Origin of the sequence: Calothrix anomala FACHB-343 (assembly GCF_014696435.1) — a bacterium.
Taxonomy (GTDB): domain Bacteria; phylum Cyanobacteriota; class Cyanobacteriia; order Cyanobacteriales; family Nostocaceae; genus Aulosira; species Aulosira anomala_A.
This window is the reverse complement of sequence record NZ_JACJQG010000054.1, coordinates 38,559-65,539: the sequence shown is the minus strand read 5'-3', so window position 1 is coordinate 65,539 and position 26,981 is coordinate 38,559. Positions and strand designations below refer to the sequence as shown.

Genomic DNA, 26,981 nt, shown 5'->3' with positions numbered 1-26,981 from the left:
AGAGGTTTCAATTTGGGAATGCGATCGCAATCTTAATCAGGTTTGTGTAGATTGGCGTTTTCGTACAGAAGATGCAAGAGTTAAGCTTTCAAAGATTTATCCAACCCAGCAAAATTAATGGGACAGACCACTACTAGCGCGGCAAGCTTAATTTGTTGGGTTGAATAATCAGAGACTATATTTATTATTGGTAGATTTTCTAGATTGTTTGAACCCAACTTTTTAACCTTGTCACGCTACTACAATTATCCTTAGCTGAACTGTATTGTTGTATAAATATCACAAAGAGAGTTGAAAAATCTCTCTTCTGCGTCAACCGTCAACCGTCAACCAAAAATGAACTGGTTAGCCCACTTATTATTGTCTGAACCGAATGTTGAAAGTCGCTTAGGTAATCTCCTAGCCGATATTGTTAAAGGTGCGGCGCGCCAGGAATTAAACTCTTATATCCAACGGGGAATTGCTTGTCATCTAGTAATTGATAGATTTACAGACAGTCACATAGTTGTGCAAAGAAGTAAACAACGTATTGACTCTAGCTATCGGCGATTTTCTGGTGTACTGGTAGATATTTTTTATGACCATTTCTTAGCAAAAAATTGGTCAGAATATTGCAATGTATCTTTAGACGATTTTACAGCAGAAATATATAGTTCATTTAGAGCTTATCCCGGTCAAATACCAATAATGGTGAGAGAAGTAATTTCTCGCGTAGCTGCTGAAGATTGGTTAGGTTCTTATCGTCATGTATCTGGTGTAGAAATCGCTCTTTTAAGAATTTCAAAACGATTATCAAGGCGATGTAACAGACACCTTAGTTTAACTCCAGCTATCAATGAACTCATCACCCACTATGATGCTTTAGAGTCTGACTTTCAGGAATTCTTTCCGCAATTATTATCTCATGTACAAAATTGGTGTATTACTTAGTTTATCCTACTAAATATCCTTCTCTTCCTTGGCGTACTTGGCGTCTTCTCTGCGAGACGCTACGCGAAGGCGGTTAAAAAAATCTCCAAACTCACAGATTATCTGCTCATCAAAATCATGTTTTTTAACAATTCATTAGAAAATCAACTCCAGCGTTGGCATGAAACTATCCGCAATCAGCCACAAAATCCTCATGCTTATATTCGCCGTGGAATGGTTTACTTTCAATTAGCCAAAGTTGATGAATCTATTCAAGATTTTGATACAGCAGAAAAATTAGATGAGCGACTTAAACCTTATCTATGGCAACGGGGACTATCTTATTATTATGCAGAAAAATTTGCTGAAGGTGCAACACAATTTGAGATCGATTTGACTGTTAACGCCCAAGATGTAGAGGAAACAGTATGGCGATATCTCTGTATAGCTAGACTTTCGGGGGTAGAATCAGCAAAGAATTCCCTATTACCTGTGAAAAATGACCCCAGGCGAATTATGCGCAGCGTTTACGATTTATATGCAGGGAATTGTACAGTTGATGATGTTTTGAATATTGGTAAGTCTGAAGGAAAAAAAGGTAATTTCTACAGTCACCTTTATTTAGGATTATATTACGAAGCTGAGAATAATCTGGAATTAGCGCAGGAATATATAGTTAAAGCTGCTGATGATTACAAGATTGATGATTATATGTGGTATTTAGCCCAGGTACATAAAAAACTGCGCCAGTGGGCTTAATTTACTTAAATAAAGAGGTAAGTTAGAAATTTGACTGACTATAATCCCAATCTTCCAGAAAATTACCCTTTGATTGAAGTTATACAACAGGAAATCACAAGCTCTAATATAAAAGTAGGAAGTGGATGTACATGGACAGGAAGTGGAGCAGAACCCCAATGGAATAATTCTAAATCAACTAAAGCTTACGATCATATTGAGCGTCATCATGGGCCAAGACTGACACCTGAGCAGTTAAGGGGTAGAGTAGCTAGCAAAAATAAATATCAGGGACAGTGGCTCAATACTGATGACTGGGTAAATGCAGAGCAAGCAACACCAAAATATCCAGGTAGATATGTAATTGATTTTAAACGTCCTATTGGTAGAGTTTATCATCCTGATGGAACAATAACTGAAAATGTAACTCGTGCATTTGTTCAAAGGAATAAAGATGGTACTCTAAATTCTGCATATCCTGTTCTAGATAGCTTTGTACTTTAAAAATCATTGAGGAAAAATCCAAATGAATAGTACTCAGAAATTTTCTCTTGAATTAGCAGAACTTTGTCGTGAAAAGTGGTTTTCTCCTCCGGAAGATCCTTTAGAAGAACTTTCACATTCAGAAATACAGCTACGCCGTTTTTGTTTTGAAAATAATCAAAAAGTTATAATGGAAATTGGAGATCAAAAACAGGATTTGTTTTTAGATCCTGATATTATTTTGATTTTAAAAGAGTTGCCACAAGTAATCTTTAGATTGGATAGAAATGAAAATATTGAAATAAGTTTTCCAGAGAGTGAGATGACTCTCTATTTCCAGCCTGTAGATAATTCAAAACTTAAATGCATCTGGAGAAGTTATGGGGAATCGATAGCAGCAGAGGAATTTTCTCTAGATAAATATCAATTCATAAAAGTATTAAAAGTTTTTCTAGACAAAATTCTTACTAAAGCTGTTCAGTTAGATTATATTACCCTGACAGAAAAAAATGAATTTTTATTACCTAGTTGCCAGCCAATAAATAATTAGCTGGCAATGATTTATGCGGCAGAAGCTTGATTTGACAAAACAACCCTTACGGCTGCTGTCTGAGTTTCTGCTGTAGCCTCAATGTATCCATTTGCTGTCTTTGCTGGATTATCAATTGATTTTGTCTAAATTGTCCAACCGGTTGCTGTCTCAATCGTCCGGGTGGCTGTTGTTGTCTTAGCTCATTTTGCAGTCTAAATTGTTCGAGACGTTGCTGTTGTCTGAGCATTTGTTCATCTTGTCGCTGTCTAAATTCTTCCCATTGCTGTTGAGAAGTGGGAGAAGATAATTGTTTGCTGAACTGTTTACCTTGGGGTTCTAACTGCTGTAGATTTTGCGGGATCTTCTGAGCAACTTCTGCTTTTACAGGAGAATACATCGCTAAATCTAACGTCAGGATAGTAAGTAGTAGTCCTGATTTAACTAATAATGAATGAGTCACTTTGCTATCTCCCTGGATCAAAAGTCAAAATATTAATTAGGCAGCGATCGCATTCTTGTATCTGCTAAATTCTTTCAGTATTCGCTCGTTATCTATAATTGCACTGACCGACTTACTCAAGCGATCGCTTTATATCTCTAAATACTATTTTACAAAATTTTCCCTTGCTCAAGCTCATACTTCTGGTACAATAACTTAACCTTGTTGCGGTTCGGAATCTACCGAGAATCCGGTGAGCCGCCCACAGGTGCAAAAATATTGACGGTGATTGCGATCGCTTCTGTTGCAATAACTAAAAACTGTGTAGGTTGGGTTAAGGAACGAAACCCAACATTTGCGAGAGTTTGTTGGGTTTCACTACCCTACCCTTCGGGAACGCTTTCAGCGAACGGGAAGCCACTATGTTCAACCTGCTGAGAGTTCATAGGAATCTACAGCAAGTGAGAGTTAAACAAGGATTATAGAGATATATCTAGATTTTGGTTTAGGAATGTGGCAACTTGATATCAGAATGGATATGACTCAAGCCTTAGCTCTGATATCGAGCTTAATCTTGGGAATAATACCATTTGCTATTCTTGGTCTTGCATTGGGGTATTTGCTACATCCAAAAAGTGCTGATTCCATTCTTAGCTTATCGCTAATTATTATTCCTGTTGCTTGTGGTTCAATTCAACTCCCAGTACCACAAATAGTACAAGATTTAATTGCCTTCTCGCCCTTCTACCATTATCGGCAATTAGTTCTATCAGCAGTTAACTTGAATCACGATAACCAGCTATTTCTACATTTACTTTGGCTAGTTTGGGCTTGGGGTGCTTTTAGTTTATTCGCAGCTTGGTCTTATCAGCGCGATCGCACTGTTTAATAACTTCAACAGGATTAACACATTTGATTTAGGGACTTCCAAAAAATAAATTATCCAATTTCCGAGAGAAGATATTTTTATTTTTGTCTTAGGATAGCGAAAAAAGAGCGTTCTCTTTCATCGCTATCTTAACTAAATACTAACGTCCGAGCATTTTATCCCGCAGATGCTTGATGCGATCGCGCAAACTTGCAGCTTCTTCAAATTCTAGTTTTTTCGCTGCTTCTTTCATCTGCGCTTCGAGTTTGACAATTAAGTCGGGAATGTCTTCTAGGGGTAGTTCATCGATATGTTCGTCTACAACTTTTAAGTCTGTTGCATTTAACCGTCGCGAAACTTCTAAAAAGGACAAAATCGCATTACTGGATTTTTTGACAATTGGTTGCGGCGTAATTCCATGCATTTTGTTATACGCCGTTTGAATTCCTCGTCTTCTATCGGTTTCTTCAATGGCTTTAATCATGCTATCTGTGAGATTATCAGCATACATGATTGCTTGCCCTTTGACATGACGGGCGGCTCTGCCAATGGTTTGAATTAAGGAACGTTCGGCGCGTAAGAAGCCTTCTTTATCTGCATCCATAATTGCGACTAAAGAAACTTCTGGTAAATCCAAACCTTCCCGCAGTAAGTTGACTCCGACTAATACGTCAAAGTTACCTGCACGCAAATCTTGCAAAATTTCTATCCGTTCAATGGAGTTAATTTCTGAGTGCAAATAGCGCACGCGAATACCGTTATCTTCTAGATATTCGGTTAAATCTTCCGCCATCCGCTTAGTTAATGTAGTTACTAAAACTCTTTCGTGGCGGTCTACTCTGTCTTTTATTTCTCCTAATAAATCATCAATTTGTCCTTCTGTGGGACGGACAAATATTTCTGGATCGATTACACCAGTGGGGCGAATTACTTGTTCAACTATATGATTTTCCGAAATTTCTAATTCCCAATTTCCCGGTGTAGCCGAAACAAAAATACACTGATTTACTTTTTCCCAAAATTCATCAGCTTTCAAGGGACGATTATCAGCCGCACTAGGAAGTCTAAAGCCATGTTCAATTAAAACTTTCTTTCTAGCTTGGTCACCGTTATACATGCCGCGAATTTGCGGTACTGTTACGTGAGATTCATCAATAACTAATAGCCAATCTTTAGGAAAATAATCAATTAAACATTCTGGTGGTTCGCCGGCTTGTCTTCCTGCAAGGTGGCGAGAATAGTTTTCGACGCCGTTACAATAGCCAACTTCGCGTAACATTTCTAAATCATATCTTGTACGCTGATCTATCCGTTGTGCTTCTAATAATTTCCCGGCTGCTTCTAAGTCAGCTTTTTGTTGTTTTAATTCGGCTGCAATATCATCACAAGCGATTTCTAAGCGTTCTTCTGGGGTGACAAAGTGACGCGCCGGGTAGATATTTACAGCTTGCAAACTGTTAATAATTTCCCCGGTTACTGGATCAATATAACGAATAGCGTCAATTTCATCGCCAAAAAATTCAACGCGAATAATTCTATCTTCGTAAGCAGGGCCTATTTCTAAAACATCACCGCGAACGCGAAACTTTCCCCGACCCATTTCTAAGTCGTTGCGGCTATACTGCACAGATGCTAAGTCTCGTAAAATTTGGCGTTGGTTGACTTCCATCCCAATTTTTAAGGGAATTGCAGCTTTGAGATATTCTGCGGGAATCCCCAAGCCATAGATACAGCTAATGGAAGCAACAACAATGACATCGCGACGTTCAAAAAGCGATCGCGTTGCTGAATGTCGCAGCATATCTATTTCATCATTAATCGAAGCTGTCTTCTCAATATAAGTATCCGTAACCGGAATATACGCTTCTGGCTGATAATAGTCGTAATAACTCACGAAATATTCAACGGCGTTATGGGGAAAGAATTCCCGCAACTCATTGCAAAGTTGTGCAGCCAAGGTTTTATTATGCGCTAGTACCAAAGTTGGTTTACCAACCTTCTCAATTACCGCAGCTACTGAAAATGTCTTACCGGTTCCCGTAGCACCAAGCAAAGTTTGGTAGCGGTTTCCAGCTTGGATACTACTTACTAGTTGTGCGATCGCGTGTGGTTGATCGCCTGTCGGACTAAAGGGAGCTTGCAGACTAAATTCTGTCATACAGTTGTGCCAGAAATACCCTCTCCCATAGTAACGATCTCACCGCCCACTCGTAGCGGCATATCGGTGCAGCTTATCATTAGCAATAGCAATCTTTATTTATAAAATTTTACTGATTGCATTTACTTATGTGTACATTTTGAAGATAATTATACATGTCTCAGGTTTTTTAAGGTTAAACTCTCATATATACAAAAAAATTCACGCCAGTTTAATTATTGTAAAAACCAGTTAACAAATCGGAGGGATTTAAGTTATGAGCATTAATAGCACTGGCAAAGCTGTCAGTCCAAGACAAAAGCGTGCCAAGCTCAAAGGAGAAAGTACAGTGGAAGTAGAAAATAATCAGGGTAATAGCTTGAATACAGATAAAGTAGAAGCAGGTAAAGAACAACCAGTGCAAACCGAGACTCAAGGAACACTTGCGATCGCCGGAATCCGTCCCATAGCTAGCAGCGATTTACAAGTTGCAGAAACCGTCTCTATTGCTGGTGTACGTCCGATTAGCACCGGTGACTTACAAGTAGTTGAAACATATAACGTTATGGGAATTCGTCCCATCGCTGCAAATACAATCCAAGTAGTTGATAGCATTAATCTTTCTGGCGTTCGTCCTATAGCCTCTAGTGCATTAGTAATTTCCGAAAGTTACTCTGTCATGGGTAACCGTCCAGTAGCATCCAATGTGATTGATGATTCTGATGGTTTAATGGGTTTTCTCGATTAAACACCAAAATATTTTCCTCAATTTATCAACCCGATTCTTTTAAGAATCGGGTCTATTTTTTTGTATTTAATAATTACTAATTTACTCAAATCACCGACTTCTGAAAAAAGTCCTGTATCTAGCAATTCATAATTTTTTCTATAGCAATCTTCAATTATTCATAAATACCTATCTTCCTTGTCCTCCTTGTCTTCCTTGTCCTTTTGTTTGCATCTCAAATATATATCTTCTCTCTCTATTAGCATAGATAACTAATATATCTTGTGACAGAAGGCTAATAGGAAAACTTTAAGCTACTTTGTAGGAGTAATAACAAAAGGTTTCGCAGTTGTTAAACAGCTTTGAAACCCCATGAATTATTAAAACTAGGAGTAGAATATGAGCATAGAAGATCGCGCAAAAGCTGCAGGTAAAAATATTGAAGGTAAAGCTCAAGAAGCTTTAGGAAACGTCACAGGCGATCCTGAAGATAAAGCTGAAGGCAAAGCAAAACAAGCTGAAAGCGAAGTGCGTCACGGTATTGAAGATGTGAAAGATAACATCAAGAAAAAAATTGACTAGAACTAAGTCAACATATTAGTAATTGTAGGGTGGGCATTGCCCACCATACTTACATAAATAAAACAATAAATTTAAATAGCATAAATACACCAGCTATTTAATGATTATTCCCTGTTTTTTTAGGAGGTGAAACATGATTCTGCTTCAGCAGAGTCGGAAAATCTTGATGGCTGGCATCTTGATTTTAGTCTTAACAATTACCACTGCCTGTGGTGGTAGTAATGTAGCACAAGTTGACCGCCCAACCAACGCCCCAGCGATTGGTCGCGATGTTACCTATTCACAATTAGAAAGAGGTAATACCTCTTCAGGACAAAATTTTGGTAACTGGGTTGTACAAACATCTAAAGGCTTAGTTAAAGACGCCTATGTACGCGACAACAATAAATTAGGCGTGGTTATTTCCCAACAAGTACGTCCGAATGAAGTGCGACCTTTAGCTAAATCTTTAGTAGAAGGATTTCGGAAGAATTTTCCCAATCAAGACTTAACAGTTTTGGTATATGCTCCCGATAAAAAGCTAATTTTAACTGCTAAATACGACACTCAAAGCAGCCAAATTCAGTACAGCTAATTGCTGATTGAACGAGAAAATTCCCACAATTCCCAGAATATCAGGTAATAGTAAATTAACCTGAAAAGGAGAGAACCAAAGTGACAAGCAGCGAACAGTATAAGCGCGAAATTATGCGAGATTTGGCGCAGGGAAATGTCGAATCTTTAAATGATGTAAACACAGATTCCGGTAACGAATACGAAAACTTTGACGACTTTGCTCAACGCACCACAACAGATCAGCGTCGTCAATTATTCGGTCGTTCTTTACATCCTGACAGAATTCCCCCCAGCCAAATGGAGCCGGAATTACAAAAAGCGATCGCGCAAATCAAACCCAACGAACGGGATGATGTCGCACGCGCCTTTTTCAAAAACCTTAAGGAAAGAGGACTAGATGAGCGCCATCTAGAACAACAACTAGGCCTTTCTACTCACAACCCCAACCGCATGAGTGCTGATGATGTCAGCAAACTCGCATCCTTTGTCTATCACAACCACCCAGATATTTTCCGTGAAGTGTTAGCTGAACAACCAGGTATTATTAAGTTCCTCAGCAATCCAGTAGTTGCGGGTATTATTGGTATCGCCGCAGCTAAGTGGTTAGGTAGACACAAGTGAATTTTCTCTTCTCAACATTAACGACATACTGACAACGAGGTGGGTAATACCCACCTTTTTTTGGCTTTACGTAAGTTTAGGGACTTCCAAATAAAAAAACATCCCAATCATTAACTTACCAAGCCTGCAACCTCGTCGTGACCCCGCCCCTACAATTTGGGATAATTTATTTTTTGGAGTTCCCTTAGGTGAAAATCTAACCACACTTTACTACTGTGATAGAAAATTTCCGGATAAATTACCTTAAGTTTAAGTAAATTTTATATTCAATTGTGTTCGTTAACCCTTCCTTAATCTATACTTATCCAGCTTTGTAATATTTTTGGCGAAAAACTGCCTTAAAGTTTTCATAAACTTCGAGATAAGTAGTTGATTTTACGGATTATTTTATATTAAAAAATACTGATTCCTGGTGAATTGTAGAAGTCTGGTTTGACAGTTTAGAAATCTCATAGATATCAAATAGCCTTTTGTCGAGGCTATTTGAAAAGTATTTGACTGTGATTTTAAGTTATTGATTCCCTCTACCAATAGGGTGCAAAGAATTAAATTCTCCTAGAGATAAGGAGATATACAACATTTTGCTAACGACAAGAAGATGTGGATTATATCCTCATCGAGTCGCTAGCTCATCGATAAATAGTGCAAAAGTTTTGATTGTAGAGCTAATTTGTACCCAAAAGTACATTTAGCAGCCAATTTGATGATTTCGTGATGAGCAAAAGTATAATGACTAAATTGAAAATCAGAAAAAAATTGTGGAAAGTTGCAACAATAACTTTTCTAGGTTTTGCAACTTTTCAAGCAGCAGATTCAGCACAAGCTGCAACTTTAGATCTCACCTCACCCACAAGTAAAGGCGTTCTACCTACAGAAATTACTTCAGTCGGTGGAGTAGTTTTGGATATTGTTGGTGAGAATAATACAAGGGTAACTAGCCAATTAGGAGCCAGTCAATTATTCAGAGGTTATTACGATCGTGGTAACCCAAAAAACTATCGAGGTAATCCTGGTACTATTGGTATCGACAATAATTTTACAGAATCAATCATCAACAAACTTGGGGGAGGAATTAAAGAACTAGCTGTTCGTTTCACTCTTTTTGATGGTGACTCAGGTGCAAAGGATAAAGATCCAGATACTCAAAATGCACTGCTGTTAAATGACATTGAATTTGGTTATTTCGGTCAAGTGAGTACTAAACAAACTGATGCTTTAGGAAATGTAGATTCTGGCGATCCAGGTGGTATAGGTTTCCGGAGTGAGAGTTTGGATACTGGCTGGTTATATGTTACTAATGCATCAACTCTGAGTAACTTTTATGCTAGCCTTTTAAATAAACCAAAAGTTGTTTATCAACTTCGTGATACCGATCCTTACGACAACTTTTACGACTTTAAACAGGGAATTGATTCTACTTTTATTAAAGTTACCCCAGCCCAATCTGTCCCAGAACCTATGACTATTTTTGGTACATTGACAGCTGGTGCTTTGGGTATCACATTGCGTCGCAAACAAAAGCAGCAACAAAAAAGCACAATTAATACATAGTTGTGTTTACATTATCTATTTGTTCATATCTGTGATGGATTGCGGAATCTTACAGCAGTTTTCATGCATTTGAACCACAATCGTACTAGGGGCACGGCGTCCACAATCTTCTCCTATATACAATAATCTTACTGGTGCCGTGCCCCTACAGTGTGGTCTATTTAGCTGAAAATTTCTGTAAGAGAAGATTTTGAATTTTGTACTTAATATTCCCGCCCATCTTTTTTTGCAACGTTTCGTAATATAGTTTGGTTTATTTATACCAACTTACTTAAAAAGTCTTTAAGTATAAAATCATACAAATTGTCCAATATTTTCCTAGTCGCTCCAGATTTTAGCTAAATTTATCGAAAATTTATGGAAAATTCATCAAAATTTCTCCGTAAAATCTCTTATTTGTGTGTTGTAACTCTTATGTCAAGCGGATTGAGGATGTATAGCCAATAGATTTATTAAAACCAATGAAATTAAAGATTGTATTAATATTCAGCAAAATTCTTGATGAGAAATAGAGAATTACGTAAGAATAATTACAGGTCAGCTAGCATACATACTTACAATAATTACCACAACCAAGATAAAACAAAGATGAAGTACTTCACTAAGTGTTATCAATGGCTGTATCCTCAAGAAACAGAATTATAGTATCAGGGCTTGAAAGCGTTAAAACTTTTATTGATGAGTAAAGACTGTCATTAGCTTTTATACTTTTTACTCTAGGGCTTTTTACGCTAGGGCGATCGCAGTGCTGATTTTGGTGTCATACTACCTGTTCCTGCTCTTGGAGTAGGGATGAACTAACTTTATGATGTTGCGGAGTTTTAAAGGTGATGGCTCTGTGGAAACAACTGCGAATTATGTTTTTGGCTCTAACTTTAGGTAGTGTCCTCTTCGTTTTAGTGAAGATTTTTTTGACAAAGCCAGTTACTAAGCCAAAACCAGAACAGTCTCAACGCGAATCTCGGAATGTTGCGTTGTGTAAAGACCACCTATGCATAGCTTCAAACTCTCAGACAGACAATAATGCTTTTCCTCCTAGCTACAGCTAGGAACATCAAGAGGTAAGAACTATTCAATGGTTACTAATAAAAAGGTCTCTTGCTAATTTTTTTGACGCAAATGTGTTATTGAAATTAATATCGGCAAAACCTGCTTAAAAAACCTGAGTTTTTCCTCTTTTCAGAGTTTTATTTTTTACTACATTAGGAACATGACAAAATCAAGTAGTGATAAATTCATTCCCGCTTTAGTACAAGAGTTACAGGAGTTTGCTTTTAGCCAAACAGGCTCAACCAAAATTTTGCGAATGCTAGGTTACGGCTTACTCTTATTAGCCTTGTTCGATGTTGTTGAGATGTTGTTTCCACCGAATTTTATGAATCCTGCTTGGGAATTTCAAACTTTCGGATCGTTAGTTGAACGAGTACCCGTACCTTTAATTGGTTTCGCGCTGATATTTTATGGAGAAATGTATTCCCGCAGCAAATGGGAATTTCTCAGTCTGAAACTGTTCTCTTGGTTAACTTTATTATTAGCAGTAATATTCCTCTTATTTATACCCTTGGGAATTGGTAACACAGTTCGGCTGAGTAAACAAAGTGCAGCGCAAATTACCACTGCATCCCAACAGCAATTAACCCAAGCAGCACAGGTAGAACAGCAACTAAATCAAGCGACACCAGAACAAATAAATGAGTTTTTAAAGTCACAAGGACGTTCATTAGATGGTAAAAGTCCTCAGGAAGTAAAAACTCAAATTTTGTCAGATGTTTCTAAAGCGAAAGCTCAAATTAAGACTCAAGCTGAAAGGACTCAATCTTCTCAACGTCTAAATTTACTCAAGAATTCTGTTAAATGGAATTTGGGAGCTTTAGTTTCAGCAGCTTTATTTTTTAGCTTCTGGAAAGCAACTAATTGGGCAAGAATTGGGAGATGATTTAGGAATTCAGTTTGATTTTTAATTTATTCAAAAATCAAATAGGACTTTGATAGGAATTGGCTGAGTTTAAAAAATAGGGTAGGCATGATTATGCGCTACCCTATCAGTATTTTTATGGTCTAGTTCAACTCAGTTTAATTCCCACAGAATTAAACTTTAGCTAATTCTGGAGATGGACGCTTGCTGTTACGAATAGCTGTAATTGCTTCAGCATAATCTGGAGCGTTAAATACAGCTGAACCAGCGACTATTGCATTAGCGCCAGCTTCTAAAACTTGCCAAGTATTATTAGCTTTGAGTCCACCGTCTACTTCAATCCAAGGATCGAGTCCGCGTTCGTCACACATTTGACGCAGCTGACGAATTTTGGGTACGACGCCGGGAATAAAACTTTGACCGCCAAAACCAGGGTTGACGCTCATAATTAGGATTAAATCGCAGAGTTCCAATACATACTCAATAAATTCCAAAGGTGTGGAAGGATTGAGTACAACGCCTGCTTTTTTACCGAGTTCTTTGATTTGTCCAAGAGTGCGGTGTAAGTGGGGTGAAGCATTATGTTCAGCATGTACGGAGATAATATCAGCACCTGCTTTAGCGAAACCCTCTACATACTTTTCTGGCTCCACAATCATTAAGTGGACATCTAATGGCTTTGTGGTCACCGGACGAATCGCCTCCACCACTAGAGGGCCTATCGTAATATTAGGTACAAAACGACCGTCCATTACATCAACGTGAATCCAATCTGCTCCAGCTGCGTCTACCGCACGAATTTCGTCTCCCAGACGACTAAAATCGGCTGATAGGATAGATGGAGAGATAACAATGGGCTTTTGAGATAGGTTTTGGGTCATGGCTAGTGGGTTTTGAAGCATCCTCGTCTGTAAGCATTGTAACAAAATATTTAGCGATCGCTCATAAATTTGATCCCAGGTTTATGGGTAGGGGTAGGGGCAGGGGGCAAGGGAGCAGGGGGCAGGGGGACAAGGAGGACAAGGAGGACAAGGAGGACAAATGACTATTGTACAGACGCGATTAATCGCGTCTCTAACAACTGACTATTGACTATTGACTATTGACTATTGACTATTGACAAATGACTAAAAAACTAACTTGGCTATTTTGGGGACTGGGTGCTGCTTGCTTGAGTGCGCCAGTACTGGCTTCAGCTTTACAAACTTCTTTGGGAACTAATGGTATTGATGCTCTCAGGCTGCATCAACCTCCTTATAATTTACGCGGTCGAAAAATTTCTATTGGTCAAGTGGAAATCGGTCGTCCGGGAATGTTTGGTTGGGATAAAGCAGTATCGAAAAATCGTGCTGTATCCCTAGCTGCGGTTTTTTTACGCAATGGCCCCGCTAAATCAAATAGTGGTGTTGACCCTCATGCTTATAATGTTGCTGGTGTGATGGTCAGTCAAGACAAAGCTTGGCCGGGGGTAGCGCCAGAAGCAAAACTGTATTCTTCGGCTGTTGGCTCGACTAAAAATATGGGTCAACCAGAAGAATGTTTATCGGCACAACATATTGCTTTACAAAATGGTGGTGATGTTCGCGCCATAAATTTTAGCTTTGGCGAACCTCTCAACCGCGATCCGCGCCCAGAAGCTATTTTAGATGGCAATGCTTTACTGACTTTGTGTATTGACTGGTCAACTCGCGTGCATGATGTTGTATATGCGATCGCGGGCAACCAAGGTAAAGGCGGTATTCCTATTCCTACAGATAATTTTAATGCAATCAACGTGGCTTTTTCATCCCGCCGCGAAGGGATTTTTAATAAAGTAGATGTTTCTAACCTGGCGGGTGCTTACCAAGGGGTTAGCGGTAGATTGGCGGGGAAGGAATTTAATATTGGCGGGCGGCGGGCTATCGGTTTAGTGGCACCTGGTAGTAATATTGTCATGCTCAATCCTGATGGCAAAGTCAATAAAGTCACGGGTACAAGCTTTGCTGCACCCCACCTTACAGCCACGGTGGCGTTGTTGCAGGAATTTGGCGATCGCCAGTTGCGGACAAAACAACCTAATTGGAGTGTCAATTCTCGCAATCATCAAGTGATGAAAGCTGTATTACTTAATTCCGCAGAAAAAGTTAAAGATAGCGGCGATGGCTTGCGGCTAGGAATGACTAGGACAATAATTGATAAACAAAATCAAGACTGGCTAGCTTCTGATGCCTATTTAGATGACAAAATTCCCTTAGATGCGCAAATGGGAACAGGTCATTTAAATGCATTTAGAGCTTATCAACAATTTAGCGCAGGTCAATGGCTGCCGACAAATCCCGTACCTGCGATGGGTTGGGATTACCACACAGTAAATACGCTTGCCCCTGTAGAATATGTGCTAGCACAACCCTTAAAAAAAGGGAGTTTTGTGGCAATGACTTTGACTTGGGATAGGTTGGTAGAACTCAACGATCGCAATAAAAATGACCTTTATGATATTGGCGATAATTTTCGCGATCGCGGTTTAAATAATCTTGACCTGTATTTAGTCAAAGCTGATGCCCAAAATACAGATGGTGGTACAGTCTGCTCATCTATCAGCCAAATTGATAGCGTAGAACACATTTTCTGCCCGATTCCTGCTGATGGAAATTACAAAATTCGCGTCCAGATGCGCCAACAAGTTAACGAACCCAATCAAGCCTATGGGTTAGCTTGGTGGACTGTACCTAAGAAGTAGGCAGAGGGGCAGGGGGTAGGGGAGACAAGGGGGACAAGGGGGACAAGGGGGACAAGGAGGACAAATGACAAATGACAAATGACAAATGACAAATGGCAATTGTACAGACGCGATTAATCGCGTCTCTGACAAATGACCAAATAGTAACTGAAATAACTTTTCTACAATTCTGAAAATTATTGACTGTTACCAAAACTGTAACCGCCAAATTCTGCTGCTGCTCAAATGCCATAGTTAACAATTAATAGGTCACGAGCGTCCTACTTGAAAGACGACTAAATAAATATATGGCGAGTGAGGTGGCAGAATGAATCGGCAGAAATTTAGTGGTATGAAAGAGACTTTCTTACAACGACGTTACGGGGTGAGATTAGGAAGACGTTACGTGTTAACGGCGGCTAGTGTTGTCCTTTTGGGTGTATTGGGCTGTTCTCAGGTTAATGGCGATAAGAGTGCCTTGGCTCAATCTCCTGCACCTAATTCCGAATCTGTTCTGCCAAAAAAAACAGCAAATCCTGATACAAAATTAGTCAAAGCTAATAATAAATTTGGCTTTAAATTATTTTCAGAAGTTCTGAAAAATGAAAGTAGCGACAAGAACATTTTTCTTTCTCCTTCAAGTGTGGCGATCGCTCTAGCCATGACTTATAACGGAGCTAGTGGATCTACCCAACAAGCAATGGCGAAAACCCTGGAATTACAGGGAATGAATTTAGCAGAAATTAATTCAGCTTACTCAGACTTAAAACAGCTATTAGAAAATCCTAATAGCGATGTCAGATTGAATATTGCTAACTCGCTATGGGCGAATAAAAATGCTAAATTTCAATCAGACTTTATCCAGAAAAACAAGGATTACTATAAAGCCCAGGTAACTAACCTAGATTTTCAAGATGCATCAGCACCAAATATTATCAATAATTGGGTTAAAGATAATACCCAAGGTAAAATCAACAAAATAGTTGATAATATCGATCCAAATCAGATGTTGTTTCTGATTAATGCGATATATTTTAAAGGTAAATGGAGCAATGAATTTGATAAAAGTCAGACTGCTACATTGCCATTTAACCTAGCATCTGGTCAACAAAAAAATCACCCGATGATGTCGCAAGATGGCGACTATAGATATCAAGAAAACGCCCAATTTCAGGCAGTAAGTTTACCTTATGGTAAAGACGGTAAATTCAGCCTATATATCTTTTTACCTAAACAAAATTCCAGCCTCAAATCTTTTTATCAAACCCTAAATGCTGAGAACTGGGAACAATGGATGACTCAGTTTCGCAAGCGGGAAGGCTCGATTCGCTTACCCCGGTTTAAAACCGACTATGAAGTTACCCTCAACGATGCACTGAAAGCTTTAGGGATGGGCGAGGCTTTTAGCAACAAAGCCAATTTCTCAGGCATCGGTAAAAACCTCACCATTAGCCAGGTAAAGCATAAAACCTTTGTAGAAGTGAATGAAGAAGGAACTGAAGCCGCCGCATCAACTTCAGTCTCCATTGTGGCAACATCTGCCGTACAAAAACCAGAACCATTCAAAATGATTGTTGACCGTCCCTTCTTTTGCGCTATTCGGGATAATCAAACAGGTAGCGTTTTATTTATGGGTTCCATTATGGAACCGCAGTAGGATTTGGGCATGGGGCATGGGGCATTGGGCATTGGGCATTGGGCATTGGGCAAGAGACGCGATAACCCTTGTCTGTACAATGTCTTCCTTGTCTCCCTTGTCCTCCTTGTCCTCCTTGTCCTCCTTGTCCCCCCTGCTCCCTGCTCCCTGCCCCCCTGCCCAGCTTAGGGTAATGTAGCTTCTGATACGCTCAGGGGATTATTCGCTTCAACTGTTGGGGTGACTTCTGGTGTAACGGGTGTAGTAATTTCCCCAGAATTGGCATACTCATGAGGATCGCTGCTCAGTGATTTTGGACGGATAACACTGATAGCGGTTTTAATCACTACAGCCGTGGGTACTGCCACAATTACACCGAGAAGTCCGCCAATTCTCGCCCCTGTGAGTACAGAAATTACTACCAAAGCTGGGTTTAAACCTGTAAAGCTCCCTAAAATCCGGGGGGCGATTAAATTTTCGAGAATTTGCTGAACGATAACTGCGGCCATTAAAACTCTTGCGCCCATCCAGAAATCTTGCAGCGACACTAATAAGGTAGTTAAGGCGATGCCTACAGAACCCCCAAAGGGCACGAGAGCCATGATACCAATGGTTAAGCCAAATAATAGACCAAATGGCACTTTTAGCCACAAAAATGTGGGAATTAGGGCTGATGCCATGCAGGTAGATAAAATTAGCTGGGTGATAAAGAAATTTTGAAAGCTGAGGCGTACTGTTTGGGAGAAAGGTTCGCGCACTTTTGTGGGTAGCCATTCTACCAAACTTTGCCAGAGTTCGCCGCCATGTTGTAATAGATAGAAAGTCAAAATCATCGTCAAGACAAAATCTAGCAAGCTAGTGACTGTGACTACCGCTAGATTGAGAACTTTGCCGGCGATCGCTTGCAATTGTCCCTTGACGCGATCGTTAATTTGCGCGACTAGGGCATCAAGATTGATTGGTAAGCCGAAAACCTCTGCTTTTTCGTTTAACATCATTAACTGGGAACGTCCAGAGTCGATTAACTCCGGGATGCGTGCCACTAGTTGCTGCGCTTGGGTGAGGGCTAGGGGAAACAGAGTTACACCCAAGGCTAATAAAATTGATAAAGCCAAAAGAAACACTAAGATAGCAACCGGCTCTCGCCTCAACCCATGATGCTCCATCCAGCTAACGGGATAATTGAGCAGAAATGCTAATACCGAGGCTCCGACTAAAATAACTATTAAGGAGTGGAAATAATTAAAAATTGAGGAAATAGCCCAACCATTTAACACTACCAACGGAATGAATAACGCGATCGCTCCGATCCGCGCTATGGGTGTTAGCGTGTCCCACCAGTCTAGTAGCTTGCGTGTCTGCATCTTTAGCCGATTACAGGATAGAACTAAATAAAATCTTTCTTTATAGCTTATTATCTCTAACTACATCATTATTATTCATCCTCCTAGTTTAGGATTAGAATCAACCACATGGAAAATTTTCAACCAAATAAAAATAATAATTTGCCTGCATCTGATTCTGAGGATTGGGGACAAGGAGAGAAGTCTGATCGGAGGAAACCTCCGATCAGAACTTCGGAGGGACAAAGGGAAGGGGGACAAGGGAGACAAGGGGGACAAGGGAGACAAGGGGGACAAGGGAGACAAGAAGAAAATATGAACGATAAATTCCCAATTCCCAATACTTCGACTTCGCTCAGTACAAGTGCCCCATGCCCCATGCCCGATTTCGACTCTACTATCCCAAAAACCCAGCTACTTATGTATTTAATTCCCGTGGTTGGCGTTTTTCCATCCCTGTGGACTCTTTACAGGCGTCAGGGAAACCGGGAACAAATAGCCACTAGTCGGCTGTCTATTACTTTGGCATTTACCTGGTTTGTGGCATACCTCTTATTAGCAACCGGGGCTGAAACTTCAGAATTTTTGGGCTTGCGCTTATTAATCCTCAATAGCTTTGTGACTTCCGGTTATTTTTTGGTGAGTCTGTGGTTGATGTTGCGCGTCATTCAGAGAAAGTCTCACAAATTACCGGGGTTTAGCCGTTTAGCTGAACGAGCCTTGGGCAAATATTGAGCTTAAATTTTTAAGTAATAATTAGGTCAGTAGTTTTACTTAATTTTTTCGCAAATTAAAGATTATATCATTAAGGATCTGGTCAAATTCCTTTATTGTTGTCATACTGCAATAACACATCATCATAATTTGTCGAAAAAAATAAAAAAGACTGCTATAAGTGTTGTGGTTAACACAGCAATCAACAAGTTAGCACTAATAATTAAGAATTAGCTAATATGGTTTGATTTGTCTGAATATTTATTAGTCTGCCAATGTACCGAATTTGATCAGTAAGTGTGAGGATGTCTGTGACCATTCAAAGAACTTCAGCAGAAGAAAACCAGTCAGGAAACGTTGCGAAAAACAGCAATAAAAAGATACCAAACTCTAAAACTGGGCGTTGGTTGTGGTTTTGGGTAGGGATGAGCGGAATTGCAATGGTTTCAGCCACAGCCGGGGCGCTGTTGGCCGTTTCTTTGACGAGTACGCCTTTACAACAAGCCCAACTTAGCCCCCAAGAAGAAGCTGTCTTCGATGGCGATCGCATTTCTGGAAGTGGGTTGAAATTTACCCAATTAACTCGTCCGGTGAATATCTTAGTCATGGGGATGAGCGTACTACCACCAGATATCCAAAATGCTCCCGAAGAAACCAAAAATTTAGGCTATCACCCCCAGGTAAACTCCTTTGATGGGTTAGCTGATGTCATGCTCTTGATCAAATTCGATCCAGAGACGAAAAAAGTGACTATGCTTTCTATTCCTCGCGATACCCGCACAGAAATAGAAGGACATGGCGTGAAAAAAATTAATCATGCCAATATTGACGGTGGGCCAGCTTTAACAGCTAAAACCATCAGCAATCTCTTAAATGGGGTAGCGATCGATCGCTATATTCGGATTAATGTTTTAGGCGTAGCTAAATTAATTGATGCTTTGGGTGGTGTGACAGTCTTCGTCCCCAAAGATATGAAATATCAAGATGAATCTCAGCATTTATATATCAATCTAAAAGCAGGCAAACAACATCTTAATGGCGATCAGACACTCCAATTATTAAGGTACCGCCGTGATGAATTAGGTGATATTGGGCGAATTCAGCGCCAACAAATGGTGCTGCGCGCTTTGATGGAACAGTCACTTAACCCATCAACGGTAGCTCAATTACCAAAAGTACTTGATGTAGTTAAAGAACATATTGATACTAATTTAAATGTTGAGGAATTAGTGGCATTAGTAGGTTTTGGTGTCCGCACTAATCGCTCTAATATGCAGATGCTCATGGTACCCGGTCGCTTTAGCGAGAAAAATGAATATGATGCTAGCTATTGGTTACCAAGTAAACAGGGTATTGCTAAATTAATGGCGCAACACTTTGGTGTAGAGTCACAACAAGCGCAAGAACAGGAAACAACTGAACCTGGTTCTTTACGGGTAGCGATTCAAGATAGTACGGGTGGCGATTACAATACTTTGCGTCCTTTAATTAGAACTTTGGAAAAGGCGGGATATCGCAATGTCTATGTTACAAAGCCTTGGACTGAACCTCTGGATGTTAGTAATATTGTGGCTCAACAAGGTGATGGTAATAGCGCCGCTTCAATTCGCGATTTGTTAGGATTTGGCGAAGTTCGCGTGGAAAGCACCGGCAATATCGCCTCTGATATTAGCATCCAGCTAGGTAAGGATTGGTTACAACAAAAAGCGCTATTAGAAAAATCTACTCAGCCATAAGCTCTGATTATGAAATAGCGATCGCTCTTTGACGATCGAGTTGCTCTACTTAAATTAACATTGATTTTTGTTAAGCTCAGATTAAACTGCAGCAAAATGCAAACAGAGGATTTTGATTTTTAAGTTTTACCATACTTAATATTTGTATCCTCAAATAAACAGGCGTGGGTCAGAACCTCACGCCTTTAGTTTATTAATAGTAAAATTGTCATCTCAGGCTAATCTCGTTACCAATAGTCTGCCATGCCTTTCTTATAAGGATCGCCTGTAAATGGTTGAACACCAATTTCAGGATATGCGTCATCATTAGGGCCAAATATCCGCATTGCGGCTTCAGAAATAAACTGAGTAATGCTAGCAATGATTCTAGTAATAGACATAATGTGAGACTCCTGTTTTCTGAGTCGCTTTCTTTGGTTATGTCTATACTTTAATTCTGATATTCTGCCTTTGCTTAAATTCTCAATATATCAACAATCTCTGCAATTATTTTTCAGATATGTTTGCAATACTTTAGTTTATTTGCTGTTGCTACTCATGTAATTAATTCTAATTGTAAATCAGCTTTTTGTCTCAGCCTTGAAAGAACAAGATGCTGCTACTTTTTGGCGAACTGCTGTCTTTACATTTCATTATACTTCCAACAGATAACTTTCGATATATTGCGCAAAAACTATTAATAAATATGAATTTAATGGCGAAAATTAAATTAATTAGCGGCTAAAGCTTCGGTTTTGTGTAGATAAATTGAAGACATGCTCTAAGGCTTGACAAGATTTATGGTAAAATCTACCATAAATGTAACAAGCATTCTTTTAAGGACGCTCCGGCATGACGACTTTCCCGGACTTGGAAAGATATACAAACAGTCAACAACAGCCAGAACTCAATGTAGCTGCGGTTGATTACAGCCTGCTGACTGATCTTTATCAACTAACAATGGCGGCTTGTTATGTAGGTGAAGGCGTAGAACACAAACCAGCCAGCTTTGAGTTATTTGTGCGGCGGTTACCAGAGGGGTTTGGCTATTTAATTGCGATGGGGTTAGCCCAAGCATTGGAATATTTGCAAAAATTGCGTTTTAGCGAATCTCAGATTGCGGCTTTGCAAAGAACGGGGATTTTTGCTCATGCGAGCGATCGCTTTTGGGCGTTGTTAGCTGATGGCTGTTTTACTGGCGATGTTTGGGCGGTACCGGAAGGAACAGCTATCTTTGCTAATCAGCCGATATTGCGGATTGAAGCCCCCCTTTGGCAAGCCCAATTAGTAGAAACCTATCTATTAAATACGATTAATTATCAAACTTTAATTGCCACCAGAGCCGCTAGACTCAGGGATGTAGCGGGAAAACAAGCAACACTTTTAGAATTTGGTACCAGACGCGCATTTAGCCCCCAAGGCTCATTGTGGGCGGCGCGGGCGGCTTTAGCTGGCGGATTGGATGCGACTTCTAATGTGTTAGCGGCGCTACAACTCGATCAGCAACCAAGTGGTACGATGGCTCACGCCTTGGTGATGGCACTGTCAGCAATGGCAGGAACTGAAGAACAAGCCTTTACAGCCTTTCATCGGTATTTTCCAGGTGCGCCATTGTTAATTGATACTTACGATACTATCGCGGCGGCAGAACAATTAGCAGCAAAAGTAAATTCCAAAGAGATGCATTTGACGGGAGTCAGGTTAGATTCGGGAGATTTGGTGAGTTTGTCCAAAGCAGTGCGATCGCTCCTGCCGGATGTGACAATTTTTGCTAGCGGCGACTTGGACGAGTGGGAAATTGCTCGCTTACAAGCCGAAGGTGCGCAAATTGATGGTTATGGCTTGGGTACAAAGCTAGTTACGGGTGCGCCTGTGAATGGTGTTTACAAACTTGTAGAAATTGATGGTATCCCAGTCATGAAAGAATCTCGTGACAAAGCTACCTATCCCGGACGCAAGCAAATATTTCGCTCCTTCGCTGGAGGGAAAATTCAACTTGATAGATTAGGATTAGCTTCGGAAAATCCTGCGGGGGAAGAAGCGCTGCTGCAATTGGTAATGAAAGCTGGGAAGCAACTGCAACCAATTGAATCTATAGAAAGAATTCGCCAGCGAACTGCAGCATCGGTTGCCAGTTTACCAGAGGAAACAAGGCAATTAAAGCATCCTGTATCAGTGAATGTGGAAATTTCTGCCGAGTTGCAGGAGTTGACACAGAAGACGAGGAAACAAACCACAGAGGCGCAGAGGGCACAGAGATAAGATGCAGAGAATTGCTTTGTTTGGAACTAGTGCCGATCCGCCAACTGCGGGACATCAGGCGATTTTGAGTTGGTTATCGGAACGTTACGATCGCGTGGCGGTTTGGGCGGCGGATAATCCGTTTAAATCCCATCAAACCGCATTATTGCATCGGGCGGCGATGTTGCGCTTGTTGATTGCGGATATTTCCACATCACGCCACAATATTGGTTTGGAACAAGAGTTAAGTAGCTATCGCACCCTAGAAACTTTGGAAAAAGCTAAAGTTCGTTGGGGAGAAGATACCGACTATACCTTGGTAATTGGTTCTGACTTGCTAAATCAACTACCCCGTTGGTATCAAGTTGAAGATTTGTTGCGGCAAGTGCAATTATTAGTAGTGCCGCGACCGGGATATGCGATAGATGAGTCTAGTTTAGAGGGAGTGCAAAAGCTAGGCGGGAAAATTGCGATCGCCAGCTTAACTGGACTAGATATTTCTTCCACAGCTTACCGCGAACATGGAGATTCCCATGCCCTCACCCCCCCTGTAGTCGCCTATATTAATCGAGAGCATTTGTACAAATGCCAGGACGAAACCACAAAAAGTTTCCAACTCCGGTAAATCAACAACCTTTGGCTGATTTCAAGGTTGGCGTTGATAATGTAATTTTTTCTGTAGATACTGCCCAAAATCGACTGCTCGTGCTGTTGATTATGCGTCAGCAAGAGCCATTTTTAAATTCTTGGAGTCTTCCTGGTACCTTGGTGCGTCAAGGAGAATCTTTAGAAGATGCAGCCTATAGGATTATGGCTGAAAAAATTAGAGTGAATAATCTCTATTTAGAACAGTTATATACCTTTGGCGGCCCCCAGCGCGACCCCAGAGAAGCTAACGATAGTTACAATGTGCGCTATCTATCGGTAAGTTATTTTGCCCTGGTGCGGTTTGAAGAAGCAGAATTAATTGCTGATGGCGTCACGGGAATAGCTTGGTATCCAGTTAAACAATTACCCCAATTAGCTTTCGATCACGATCAGATTTTGGCTTACGGACACAGACGTTTGCGTAATAAATTGGAGTATAGCCCCGTGGCGTTTGAAGTATTACCAGAAATGTTTACATTAAATGATTTATATCAGTTATACACCACAGTTTTAGGTGAAAACTTCTCCGATTATTCTAATTTTCGTTCTCGTCTACTCAAATTAGGTTTTTTATGCGATACCGGAATTAAAGTATCACGTGGTGCAGGTCGTCCCGCTAGTTTATATAAGTTTGACGCCGAAGCTTTTGCGCCATTTAAAGATAAGCCTTTGGTATTTATTTAATTAAAAAGTCAAGAGTCAAGAGTCAATAGTCAATAGTCCAAAGTCAAGAGTCAATAGTCCAAAGTCAATATAAAAATGACAAATGACTATTGCCCAATGCCCAATGCCCAATGCCCAATAAAAAATATGAAAATAGCGATCGCTCAACTCAATCCAAAAATTGGTGATTTAACCGCAAATGCGCAGCAAATTCTCCAAGCTGCACAAAAAGCTGTAGCCTCTGGTGCGCGCTTACTATTAACGCCAGAATTATCTTTGTGTGGTTATCCGCCGAGAGATTTATTGTTAAATCCTAGTTTTGTCGCGGCGATGGGTACTACCCTGAAAAAATTGGCGCGAGATTTACCACCGAATTTAGCTGTTTTGGTGGGAACAGTAGACGAAAATCTCAAAGTCCATACTACAGGTGGTAAACCTTTATTTAATAGCATCGCTTTGTTAATTGGCGGACAGGTAAAGCAAATTTTCCACAAGCGGCTGTTACCTACTTATGATGTCTTTGACGAAATCCGCTATTTTGAACCAGGTTTACAAGCCAACTATTTCACCTTGGACGATCTGCATATTGGCGTGACTGTTTGCGAAGACTTATGGAATGATGAGGAATTTTGGGGGAAACGCACTTATGCAGTTAACCCGATCGCGGATTTAGCAATTTTAGGTGTAGATTTAATTGTGAATTTGTCCGCTTCTCCTTACAGTGTCGGTAAGCAGCAATTTAGAGAATTGATGCTCAAGCATAGTGCGGTGCGGTTTCAGCAACCGATGATCTATGCTAACCAAGTCGGCGGTAATGATGACTTGATATTTGACGGTTGCAGCTTTGCTTTGAGTCGTCAAGGTGAAATTATCTCCCGCGCCCGTGGCTTTGACACTGATTTACTCGTGGTGGAATTTGACGAAAAACAACGAGATTTTAAGCCAGGGAAAGTTGCGCCTATACAAGAGTCAGAAGATGAGGAAATTTGGCAAGCTTTGGTTTTAGGCGTTAAAGACTATTCCAGGAAGTGTGGTTTCTCGAAAGTTGTACTCGGTTTAAGCGGGGGAATTGACTCATCCTTAGTCGCCGCGATCGCAGTTGCCGCACTAGGTAAAGAAAATGTCTTCGGTGTACTGATGCCATCTCCCTACAGTTCCGAGCATTCCATTAGCGATGCCTTAGCTTTGGGGGAAAACTTAGGTATAAAAACGACCATTTTACCCATTGCCGAACCCATGCAAACCTTTGATAACTCCTTAGCAGAGTTATTTGCAGGAACGGAATTTGGTATCGCCGAAGAAAATCTGCAATCGCGGATTCGAGGTAACTTATTAATGGCGATCGCCAATAAATTTGGCTATCTTCTGTTATCCACTGGTAATAAATCGGAAATGGCGGTAGGTTACTGTACCTTATATGGTGACATGAACGGTGGGTTAGCAGTTATAGCCGACGTTCCCAAAACCCGTGTATATTCAATTTGCCATTGGTTAAATCGTCAGGGCGAAATCATTCCCCAAAATGTTCTCACCAAAGCACCCAGCGCAGAACTCAAACCGGGACAAGTCGATCAAGATTCGCTCCCACCTTACGAAATTTTAGATGATATTTTAGAACGGCTAATTCACAAACACGAAGCCGCCGCCGAAATTGTCAGCGCCGGACACGATCCAGTGATTGTAGATCGGATAATTCAAATGCTAGCCCGTGCCGAATTTAAACGCCGCCAAGCACCTCCCGGCTTAAAAATTACCGATCGCGCCTTTGGTACAGGTTGGCGAATGCCCATTGCTAGTAGCTGGGCGGCTTTAAAAAATACTCCTCAAGTTAAAACCAAACCTATCCCGACAGTGTAGCAATTAAAGGGGGACAAGGGGGACAAGGGAAGGAGGACAAGGGAGATAGGTCTAACAGATTGCTATAGTAGCCAAAGATACTATAGATGGTAATCTGAGAATTCATTGACATACTCCCTGAAGAGAAAGTTCAGGGATTCTGGATTCAAACAGCAACAGCAGGCATAGCCCGTCTTACATCACCTAGCCCAACAGACAATGCCCTGCCTGTTCCTACTATTGTACCAAAAAGCTGTCAAGCGAAGGACGGCGACTCTATACCCAAATTTTCAGTAAAAAATTGTTTTTGGTAGCCAATAAAACTCTGACAAAACTCAGAATATAAGACAACAAGAAACCACAGATTAATGGAGATAAAAATTAATACCCCATGCCCAATGCCCCATGCCCCTTGCCCAATACCCCATTTTCAACTAAGACATGCTATAAACATCAAAACAGTCTTAAATAAATAAGAGACTATAGAATCAGGAAAAGATTGTCAAACCAGTGAGTCAACCAGACCCGATCTTAGCAAAAATCCTAGCGGGGACTGCTGATACAGCAATTCCTTTCGCTCAACTTTGGCAACTGTTAAACAGACTAGGCTTTGATGAGCAAATTCGTGGCGGACATTATATTCTTACCAAAAAAGGTATTGCAGAAATATTAAATCTCCAACACAAAAACGGAAAAGCTAAAGCCTATCAAGTGAAACTTGTGCGCTCAGTCATTCTTAAGTACCAGATAGGAATTAAACATGAAATTTCGGTATGAAATAATTCTTTACTGGAGCGAAGAAGACCAAGCATTTATAGCCGAAGTTCCAGACTTACCCGGTTGCATTGCTGATGGAGAAACCTATCAAGAAGCACTGCAATATGTAGAAGTCATCATGAAGGAATGGGTCGAAATTGCCCAAAGATTAAAGCGACCAATTCCCGAACCGAAACAACGTCCGGTAACTGCCTATAATTAGCCAAAAGTGCGGCAATAATTAAAGGTTTGTATTGTTCGCGCAGCGTCTCGCAGAGAGGAATTTAGTCTTAAAATCAGGATTAAATTCCTCATATTAATTAAACAAAAGAATGGGACAGATCGTAGGGGCATGGCATTACCCACCTGTATCAACTTAAGCTAAAAACCTTTCTCTATCTCGTTTCCAGCCTCTGGCTGGAAATGCATATTGCGAGGCTCTGCCTCGAAAGCTGATAAATTGAGGCGGCAGCCCACAGATAATCGCTCCCACGCAGAGCATGGGAGCCAGTTAATTGAAAAAAAGAATGGGACAGATTGTAGGGGCATGGCAATGCCATGCCCTCTAGAATATATTGAGCCGCGACAGATACAATATCGCAGTGAAAACCGCACGAACATTAATAGGGAACAAAATTCATGAATTAATTTGAGATTTTGAGTTTATACCAGAA

Annotated in this window: 26 protein-coding genes; 21 read left to right on the top strand and 5 right to left on the bottom strand. The window is 40.4% G+C overall.

The features are described from left to right. The first annotated feature begins 291 nt into the window (after positions 1 to 291). The 4 genes from H6G08_RS25935 (at position 292) to H6G08_RS25920 (ending at position 2,680) form a co-directional block, all read left to right on the top strand. Positions 292 to 930, top strand: coding sequence for an acyl carrier protein phosphodiesterase (locus H6G08_RS25935; RefSeq protein ID WP_242046272.1), 639 nt, complete (start codon positions 292 to 294; stop codon positions 928 to 930). Between the two features lie 117 nt (positions 931 to 1,047). Further along, positions 1,048 to 1,668: a tetratricopeptide repeat protein gene (locus H6G08_RS25930; protein WP_190548273.1), complete on the top strand. Its 621-nt coding sequence runs from the start codon at positions 1,048 to 1,050 to the stop codon at positions 1,666 to 1,668. Between the two features lie 30 nt (positions 1,669 to 1,698). Further along, positions 1,699 to 2,151 carry a hypothetical protein gene (locus H6G08_RS25925; RefSeq protein ID WP_190548271.1) on the top strand — a complete coding sequence of 151 codons (453 nt, stop codon included), beginning with the start codon at positions 1,699 to 1,701 and terminating at the stop codon, positions 2,149 to 2,151. 22 nt (positions 2,152 to 2,173) lie between these two features. Continuing rightward, positions 2,174 to 2,680, top strand: a complete 507-nt coding sequence (locus H6G08_RS25920; protein ID WP_190548268.1) for a hypothetical protein — start codon at positions 2,174 to 2,176, stop codon at positions 2,678 to 2,680. Between the two features lie 46 nt (positions 2,681 to 2,726). Here the strand turns inward: H6G08_RS25920 and H6G08_RS25915 are convergent, their stop codons facing one another. Then, a complete protein-coding gene (locus H6G08_RS25915) occupies positions 2,727 to 3,122 on the bottom strand; it encodes a hypothetical protein (RefSeq protein WP_190548266.1) in 396 nt (131 codons plus the stop codon). A gap of 517 nt (positions 3,123 to 3,639) precedes the next feature. On the opposite strand from H6G08_RS25915, the gene H6G08_RS25910 reads away from it, so the two are divergent. Continuing rightward, a complete protein-coding gene (locus H6G08_RS25910) occupies positions 3,640 to 3,990 on the top strand; it encodes a hypothetical protein (protein WP_190548263.1) in 351 nt (116 codons plus the stop codon). Positions 3,991 to 4,129: 139 nt separating this feature from the next. On the opposite strand, the gene uvrB is transcribed toward H6G08_RS25910, so the two are convergent. Then, on the bottom strand, positions 4,130 to 6,127 hold the full coding sequence (gene uvrB / locus H6G08_RS25905; protein WP_190548261.1) for an excinuclease ABC subunit UvrB: 1,998 nt from the start codon (positions 6,125 to 6,127) through the stop codon (positions 4,130 to 4,132). A gap of 256 nt (positions 6,128 to 6,383) precedes the next feature. Between uvrB and H6G08_RS25900 the strand changes: the two genes are divergently transcribed. From H6G08_RS25900 to hpsJ-A, 6 genes are all read left to right on the top strand, one after another. Beyond that, positions 6,384 to 6,854 carry a hypothetical protein gene (locus H6G08_RS25900; protein ID WP_190548259.1) on the top strand — a complete coding sequence of 157 codons (471 nt, stop codon included), beginning with the start codon at positions 6,384 to 6,386 and terminating at the stop codon, positions 6,852 to 6,854. Between the two features lie 378 nt (positions 6,855 to 7,232). After that, a complete protein-coding gene (locus H6G08_RS25895) occupies positions 7,233 to 7,415 on the top strand; it encodes a CsbD family protein (RefSeq protein ID WP_190548257.1) in 183 nt (60 codons plus the stop codon). 133 nt (positions 7,416 to 7,548) lie between these two features. Then, on the top strand, positions 7,549 to 7,989 hold the full coding sequence (locus tag H6G08_RS25890; RefSeq protein WP_190548255.1) for a hypothetical protein: 441 nt from the start codon (positions 7,549 to 7,551) through the stop codon (positions 7,987 to 7,989). Between the two features lie 80 nt (positions 7,990 to 8,069). After that, a complete protein-coding gene (locus tag H6G08_RS25885) occupies positions 8,070 to 8,591 on the top strand; it encodes a hypothetical protein (protein ID WP_190548253.1) in 522 nt (173 codons plus the stop codon). A 729-nt stretch (positions 8,592 to 9,320) separates the two neighbouring features. Then, complete coding sequence (locus tag H6G08_RS25880; protein WP_190548251.1) at positions 9,321 to 10,142, top strand: PEP-CTERM sorting domain-containing protein; 822 nt, start codon at positions 9,321 to 9,323, stop codon at positions 10,140 to 10,142. A gap of 1,210 nt (positions 10,143 to 11,352) precedes the next feature. Next, entirely contained in the window at positions 11,353 to 12,078 is a 726-nt protein-coding gene (hpsJ-A, locus tag H6G08_RS25875; RefSeq protein WP_190548249.1) for an HpsJ-like protein, cyanoexosortase A-associated, read from the top strand. A gap of 152 nt (positions 12,079 to 12,230) precedes the next feature. Here the strand turns inward: hpsJ-A and rpe are convergent, their stop codons facing one another. Continuing rightward, entirely contained in the window at positions 12,231 to 12,938 is a 708-nt protein-coding gene (gene rpe, locus H6G08_RS25870) for a ribulose-phosphate 3-epimerase (protein ID WP_096646755.1), read from the bottom strand. 242 nt (positions 12,939 to 13,180) lie between these two features. Between rpe and H6G08_RS25865 the strand changes: the two genes are divergently transcribed. Continuing rightward, positions 13,181 to 14,776, top strand: coding sequence for a S8 family serine peptidase (locus tag H6G08_RS25865; RefSeq protein ID WP_190548247.1), 1,596 nt, complete (start codon positions 13,181 to 13,183; stop codon positions 14,774 to 14,776). Positions 14,777 to 15,083: 307 nt separating this feature from the next. Next, on the top strand, positions 15,084 to 16,412 hold the full coding sequence (locus H6G08_RS25860; RefSeq protein ID WP_190548245.1) for a serpin family protein: 1,329 nt from the start codon (positions 15,084 to 15,086) through the stop codon (positions 16,410 to 16,412). A 164-nt stretch (positions 16,413 to 16,576) separates the two neighbouring features. Here H6G08_RS25860 and H6G08_RS25855 read toward each other — a convergent pair whose 3' ends face one another. Continuing rightward, positions 16,577 to 17,755: an AI-2E family transporter gene (locus H6G08_RS25855; protein ID WP_190548242.1), complete on the bottom strand. Its 1,179-nt coding sequence runs from the start codon at positions 17,753 to 17,755 to the stop codon at positions 16,577 to 16,579. Between the two features lie 357 nt (positions 17,756 to 18,112). Here H6G08_RS25855 and H6G08_RS25850 point away from each other — a divergent pair, with 357 nt between their 5' ends. Together H6G08_RS25850 and H6G08_RS25845 are read left to right on the top strand one after the other, a co-directional pair. Beyond that, positions 18,113 to 18,469, top strand: coding sequence for a hypothetical protein (locus H6G08_RS25850; protein WP_190548240.1), 357 nt, complete (start codon positions 18,113 to 18,115; stop codon positions 18,467 to 18,469). Between the two features lie 290 nt (positions 18,470 to 18,759). Continuing rightward, entirely contained in the window at positions 18,760 to 20,184 is a 1,425-nt protein-coding gene (locus H6G08_RS25845; protein WP_190548238.1) for an LCP family protein, read from the top strand. A 227-nt stretch (positions 20,185 to 20,411) separates the two neighbouring features. Here H6G08_RS25845 and H6G08_RS25840 read toward each other — a convergent pair whose 3' ends face one another. Further along, positions 20,412 to 20,564, bottom strand: coding sequence for a hypothetical protein (locus H6G08_RS25840; protein ID WP_190548236.1), 153 nt, complete (start codon positions 20,562 to 20,564; stop codon positions 20,412 to 20,414). Between the two features lie 451 nt (positions 20,565 to 21,015). Between H6G08_RS25840 and H6G08_RS25835 the strand changes: the two genes are divergently transcribed. From H6G08_RS25835 to H6G08_RS25810, 6 genes are all read left to right on the top strand, one after another. Beyond that, entirely contained in the window at positions 21,016 to 22,425 is a 1,410-nt protein-coding gene (locus H6G08_RS25835) for a nicotinate phosphoribosyltransferase (protein ID WP_190548233.1), read from the top strand. Position 22,426: 1 nt separating this feature from the next. After that, complete coding sequence (locus H6G08_RS25830; protein ID WP_190548231.1) at positions 22,427 to 23,029, top strand: nicotinate-nucleotide adenylyltransferase; 603 nt, start codon at positions 22,427 to 22,429, stop codon at positions 23,027 to 23,029. Then, positions 22,990 to 23,736, top strand: a complete 747-nt coding sequence (locus H6G08_RS25825; RefSeq protein WP_190548229.1) for an NUDIX hydrolase — start codon at positions 22,990 to 22,992, stop codon at positions 23,734 to 23,736. The genes H6G08_RS25830 and H6G08_RS25825 overlap by 40 nt, the downstream gene beginning before the upstream one ends. Before the next feature lie 126 nt (positions 23,737 to 23,862). Then, positions 23,863 to 25,572: an NAD+ synthase gene (locus H6G08_RS25820; protein ID WP_190548286.1), complete on the top strand. Its 1,710-nt coding sequence runs from the start codon at positions 23,863 to 23,865 to the stop codon at positions 25,570 to 25,572. 489 nt (positions 25,573 to 26,061) lie between these two features. After that, positions 26,062 to 26,328 (top strand): toxin HicA, encoded by a 267-nt coding sequence (locus tag H6G08_RS25815; RefSeq protein WP_096646763.1) that lies wholly within the window; start codon positions 26,062 to 26,064, stop codon positions 26,326 to 26,328. Beyond that, complete coding sequence (locus tag H6G08_RS25810; RefSeq protein ID WP_096646764.1) at positions 26,312 to 26,530, top strand: type II toxin-antitoxin system HicB family antitoxin; 219 nt, start codon at positions 26,312 to 26,314, stop codon at positions 26,528 to 26,530. The genes H6G08_RS25815 and H6G08_RS25810 overlap by 17 nt, the downstream gene beginning before the upstream one ends. The last annotated feature ends 451 nt before the right edge of the window (positions 26,531 to 26,981 follow it).

Coding starts and splice junctions, on each gene's coding strand:
- H6G08_RS25900 (WP_190548259.1), top strand. CDS start 6,384: ATGAGCATTAATAGCACTGGCAAAGCTGTCAGTCCAAGACAAAAGCGT.
- H6G08_RS25835 (WP_190548233.1), top strand. CDS start 21,016: ATGACGACTTTCCCGGACTTGGAAAGATATACAAACAGTCAACAACAG.
- H6G08_RS25890 (WP_190548255.1), top strand. CDS start 7,549: ATGATTCTGCTTCAGCAGAGTCGGAAAATCTTGATGGCTGGCATCTTG.
- uvrB (WP_190548261.1), bottom strand. CDS start 6,127: ATGACAGAATTTAGTCTGCAAGCTCCCTTTAGTCCGACAGGCGATCAA.
- H6G08_RS25855 (WP_190548242.1), bottom strand. CDS start 17,755: ATGCAGACACGCAAGCTACTAGACTGGTGGGACACGCTAACACCCATA.
- H6G08_RS25865 (WP_190548247.1), top strand. CDS start 13,181: ATGACTAAAAAACTAACTTGGCTATTTTGGGGACTGGGTGCTGCTTGC.
- H6G08_RS25825 (WP_190548229.1), top strand. CDS start 22,990: ATGCCAGGACGAAACCACAAAAAGTTTCCAACTCCGGTAAATCAACAA.
- H6G08_RS25850 (WP_190548240.1), top strand. CDS start 18,113: ATGCCCGATTTCGACTCTACTATCCCAAAAACCCAGCTACTTATGTAT.
- hpsJ-A (WP_190548249.1), top strand. CDS start 11,353: ATGACAAAATCAAGTAGTGATAAATTCATTCCCGCTTTAGTACAAGAG.
- H6G08_RS25820 (WP_190548286.1), top strand. CDS start 23,863: ATGAAAATAGCGATCGCTCAACTCAATCCAAAAATTGGTGATTTAACC.
- rpe (WP_096646755.1), bottom strand. CDS start 12,938: ATGACCCAAAACCTATCTCAAAAGCCCATTGTTATCTCTCCATCTATC.
- H6G08_RS25930 (WP_190548273.1), top strand. CDS start 1,048: ATGTTTTTTAACAATTCATTAGAAAATCAACTCCAGCGTTGGCATGAA.
- H6G08_RS25860 (WP_190548245.1), top strand. CDS start 15,084: ATGAATCGGCAGAAATTTAGTGGTATGAAAGAGACTTTCTTACAACGA.
- H6G08_RS25810 (WP_096646764.1), top strand. CDS start 26,312: ATGAAATTTCGGTATGAAATAATTCTTTACTGGAGCGAAGAAGACCAA.
- H6G08_RS25840 (WP_190548236.1), bottom strand. CDS start 20,564: ATGTCTATTACTAGAATCATTGCTAGCATTACTCAGTTTATTTCTGAA.
- H6G08_RS25830 (WP_190548231.1), top strand. CDS start 22,427: ATGCAGAGAATTGCTTTGTTTGGAACTAGTGCCGATCCGCCAACTGCG.
- H6G08_RS25880 (WP_190548251.1), top strand. CDS start 9,321: ATGACTAAATTGAAAATCAGAAAAAAATTGTGGAAAGTTGCAACAATA.
- H6G08_RS25895 (WP_190548257.1), top strand. CDS start 7,233: ATGAGCATAGAAGATCGCGCAAAAGCTGCAGGTAAAAATATTGAAGGT.
- H6G08_RS25910 (WP_190548263.1), top strand. CDS start 3,640: ATGACTCAAGCCTTAGCTCTGATATCGAGCTTAATCTTGGGAATAATA.
- H6G08_RS25920 (WP_190548268.1), top strand. CDS start 2,174: ATGAATAGTACTCAGAAATTTTCTCTTGAATTAGCAGAACTTTGTCGT.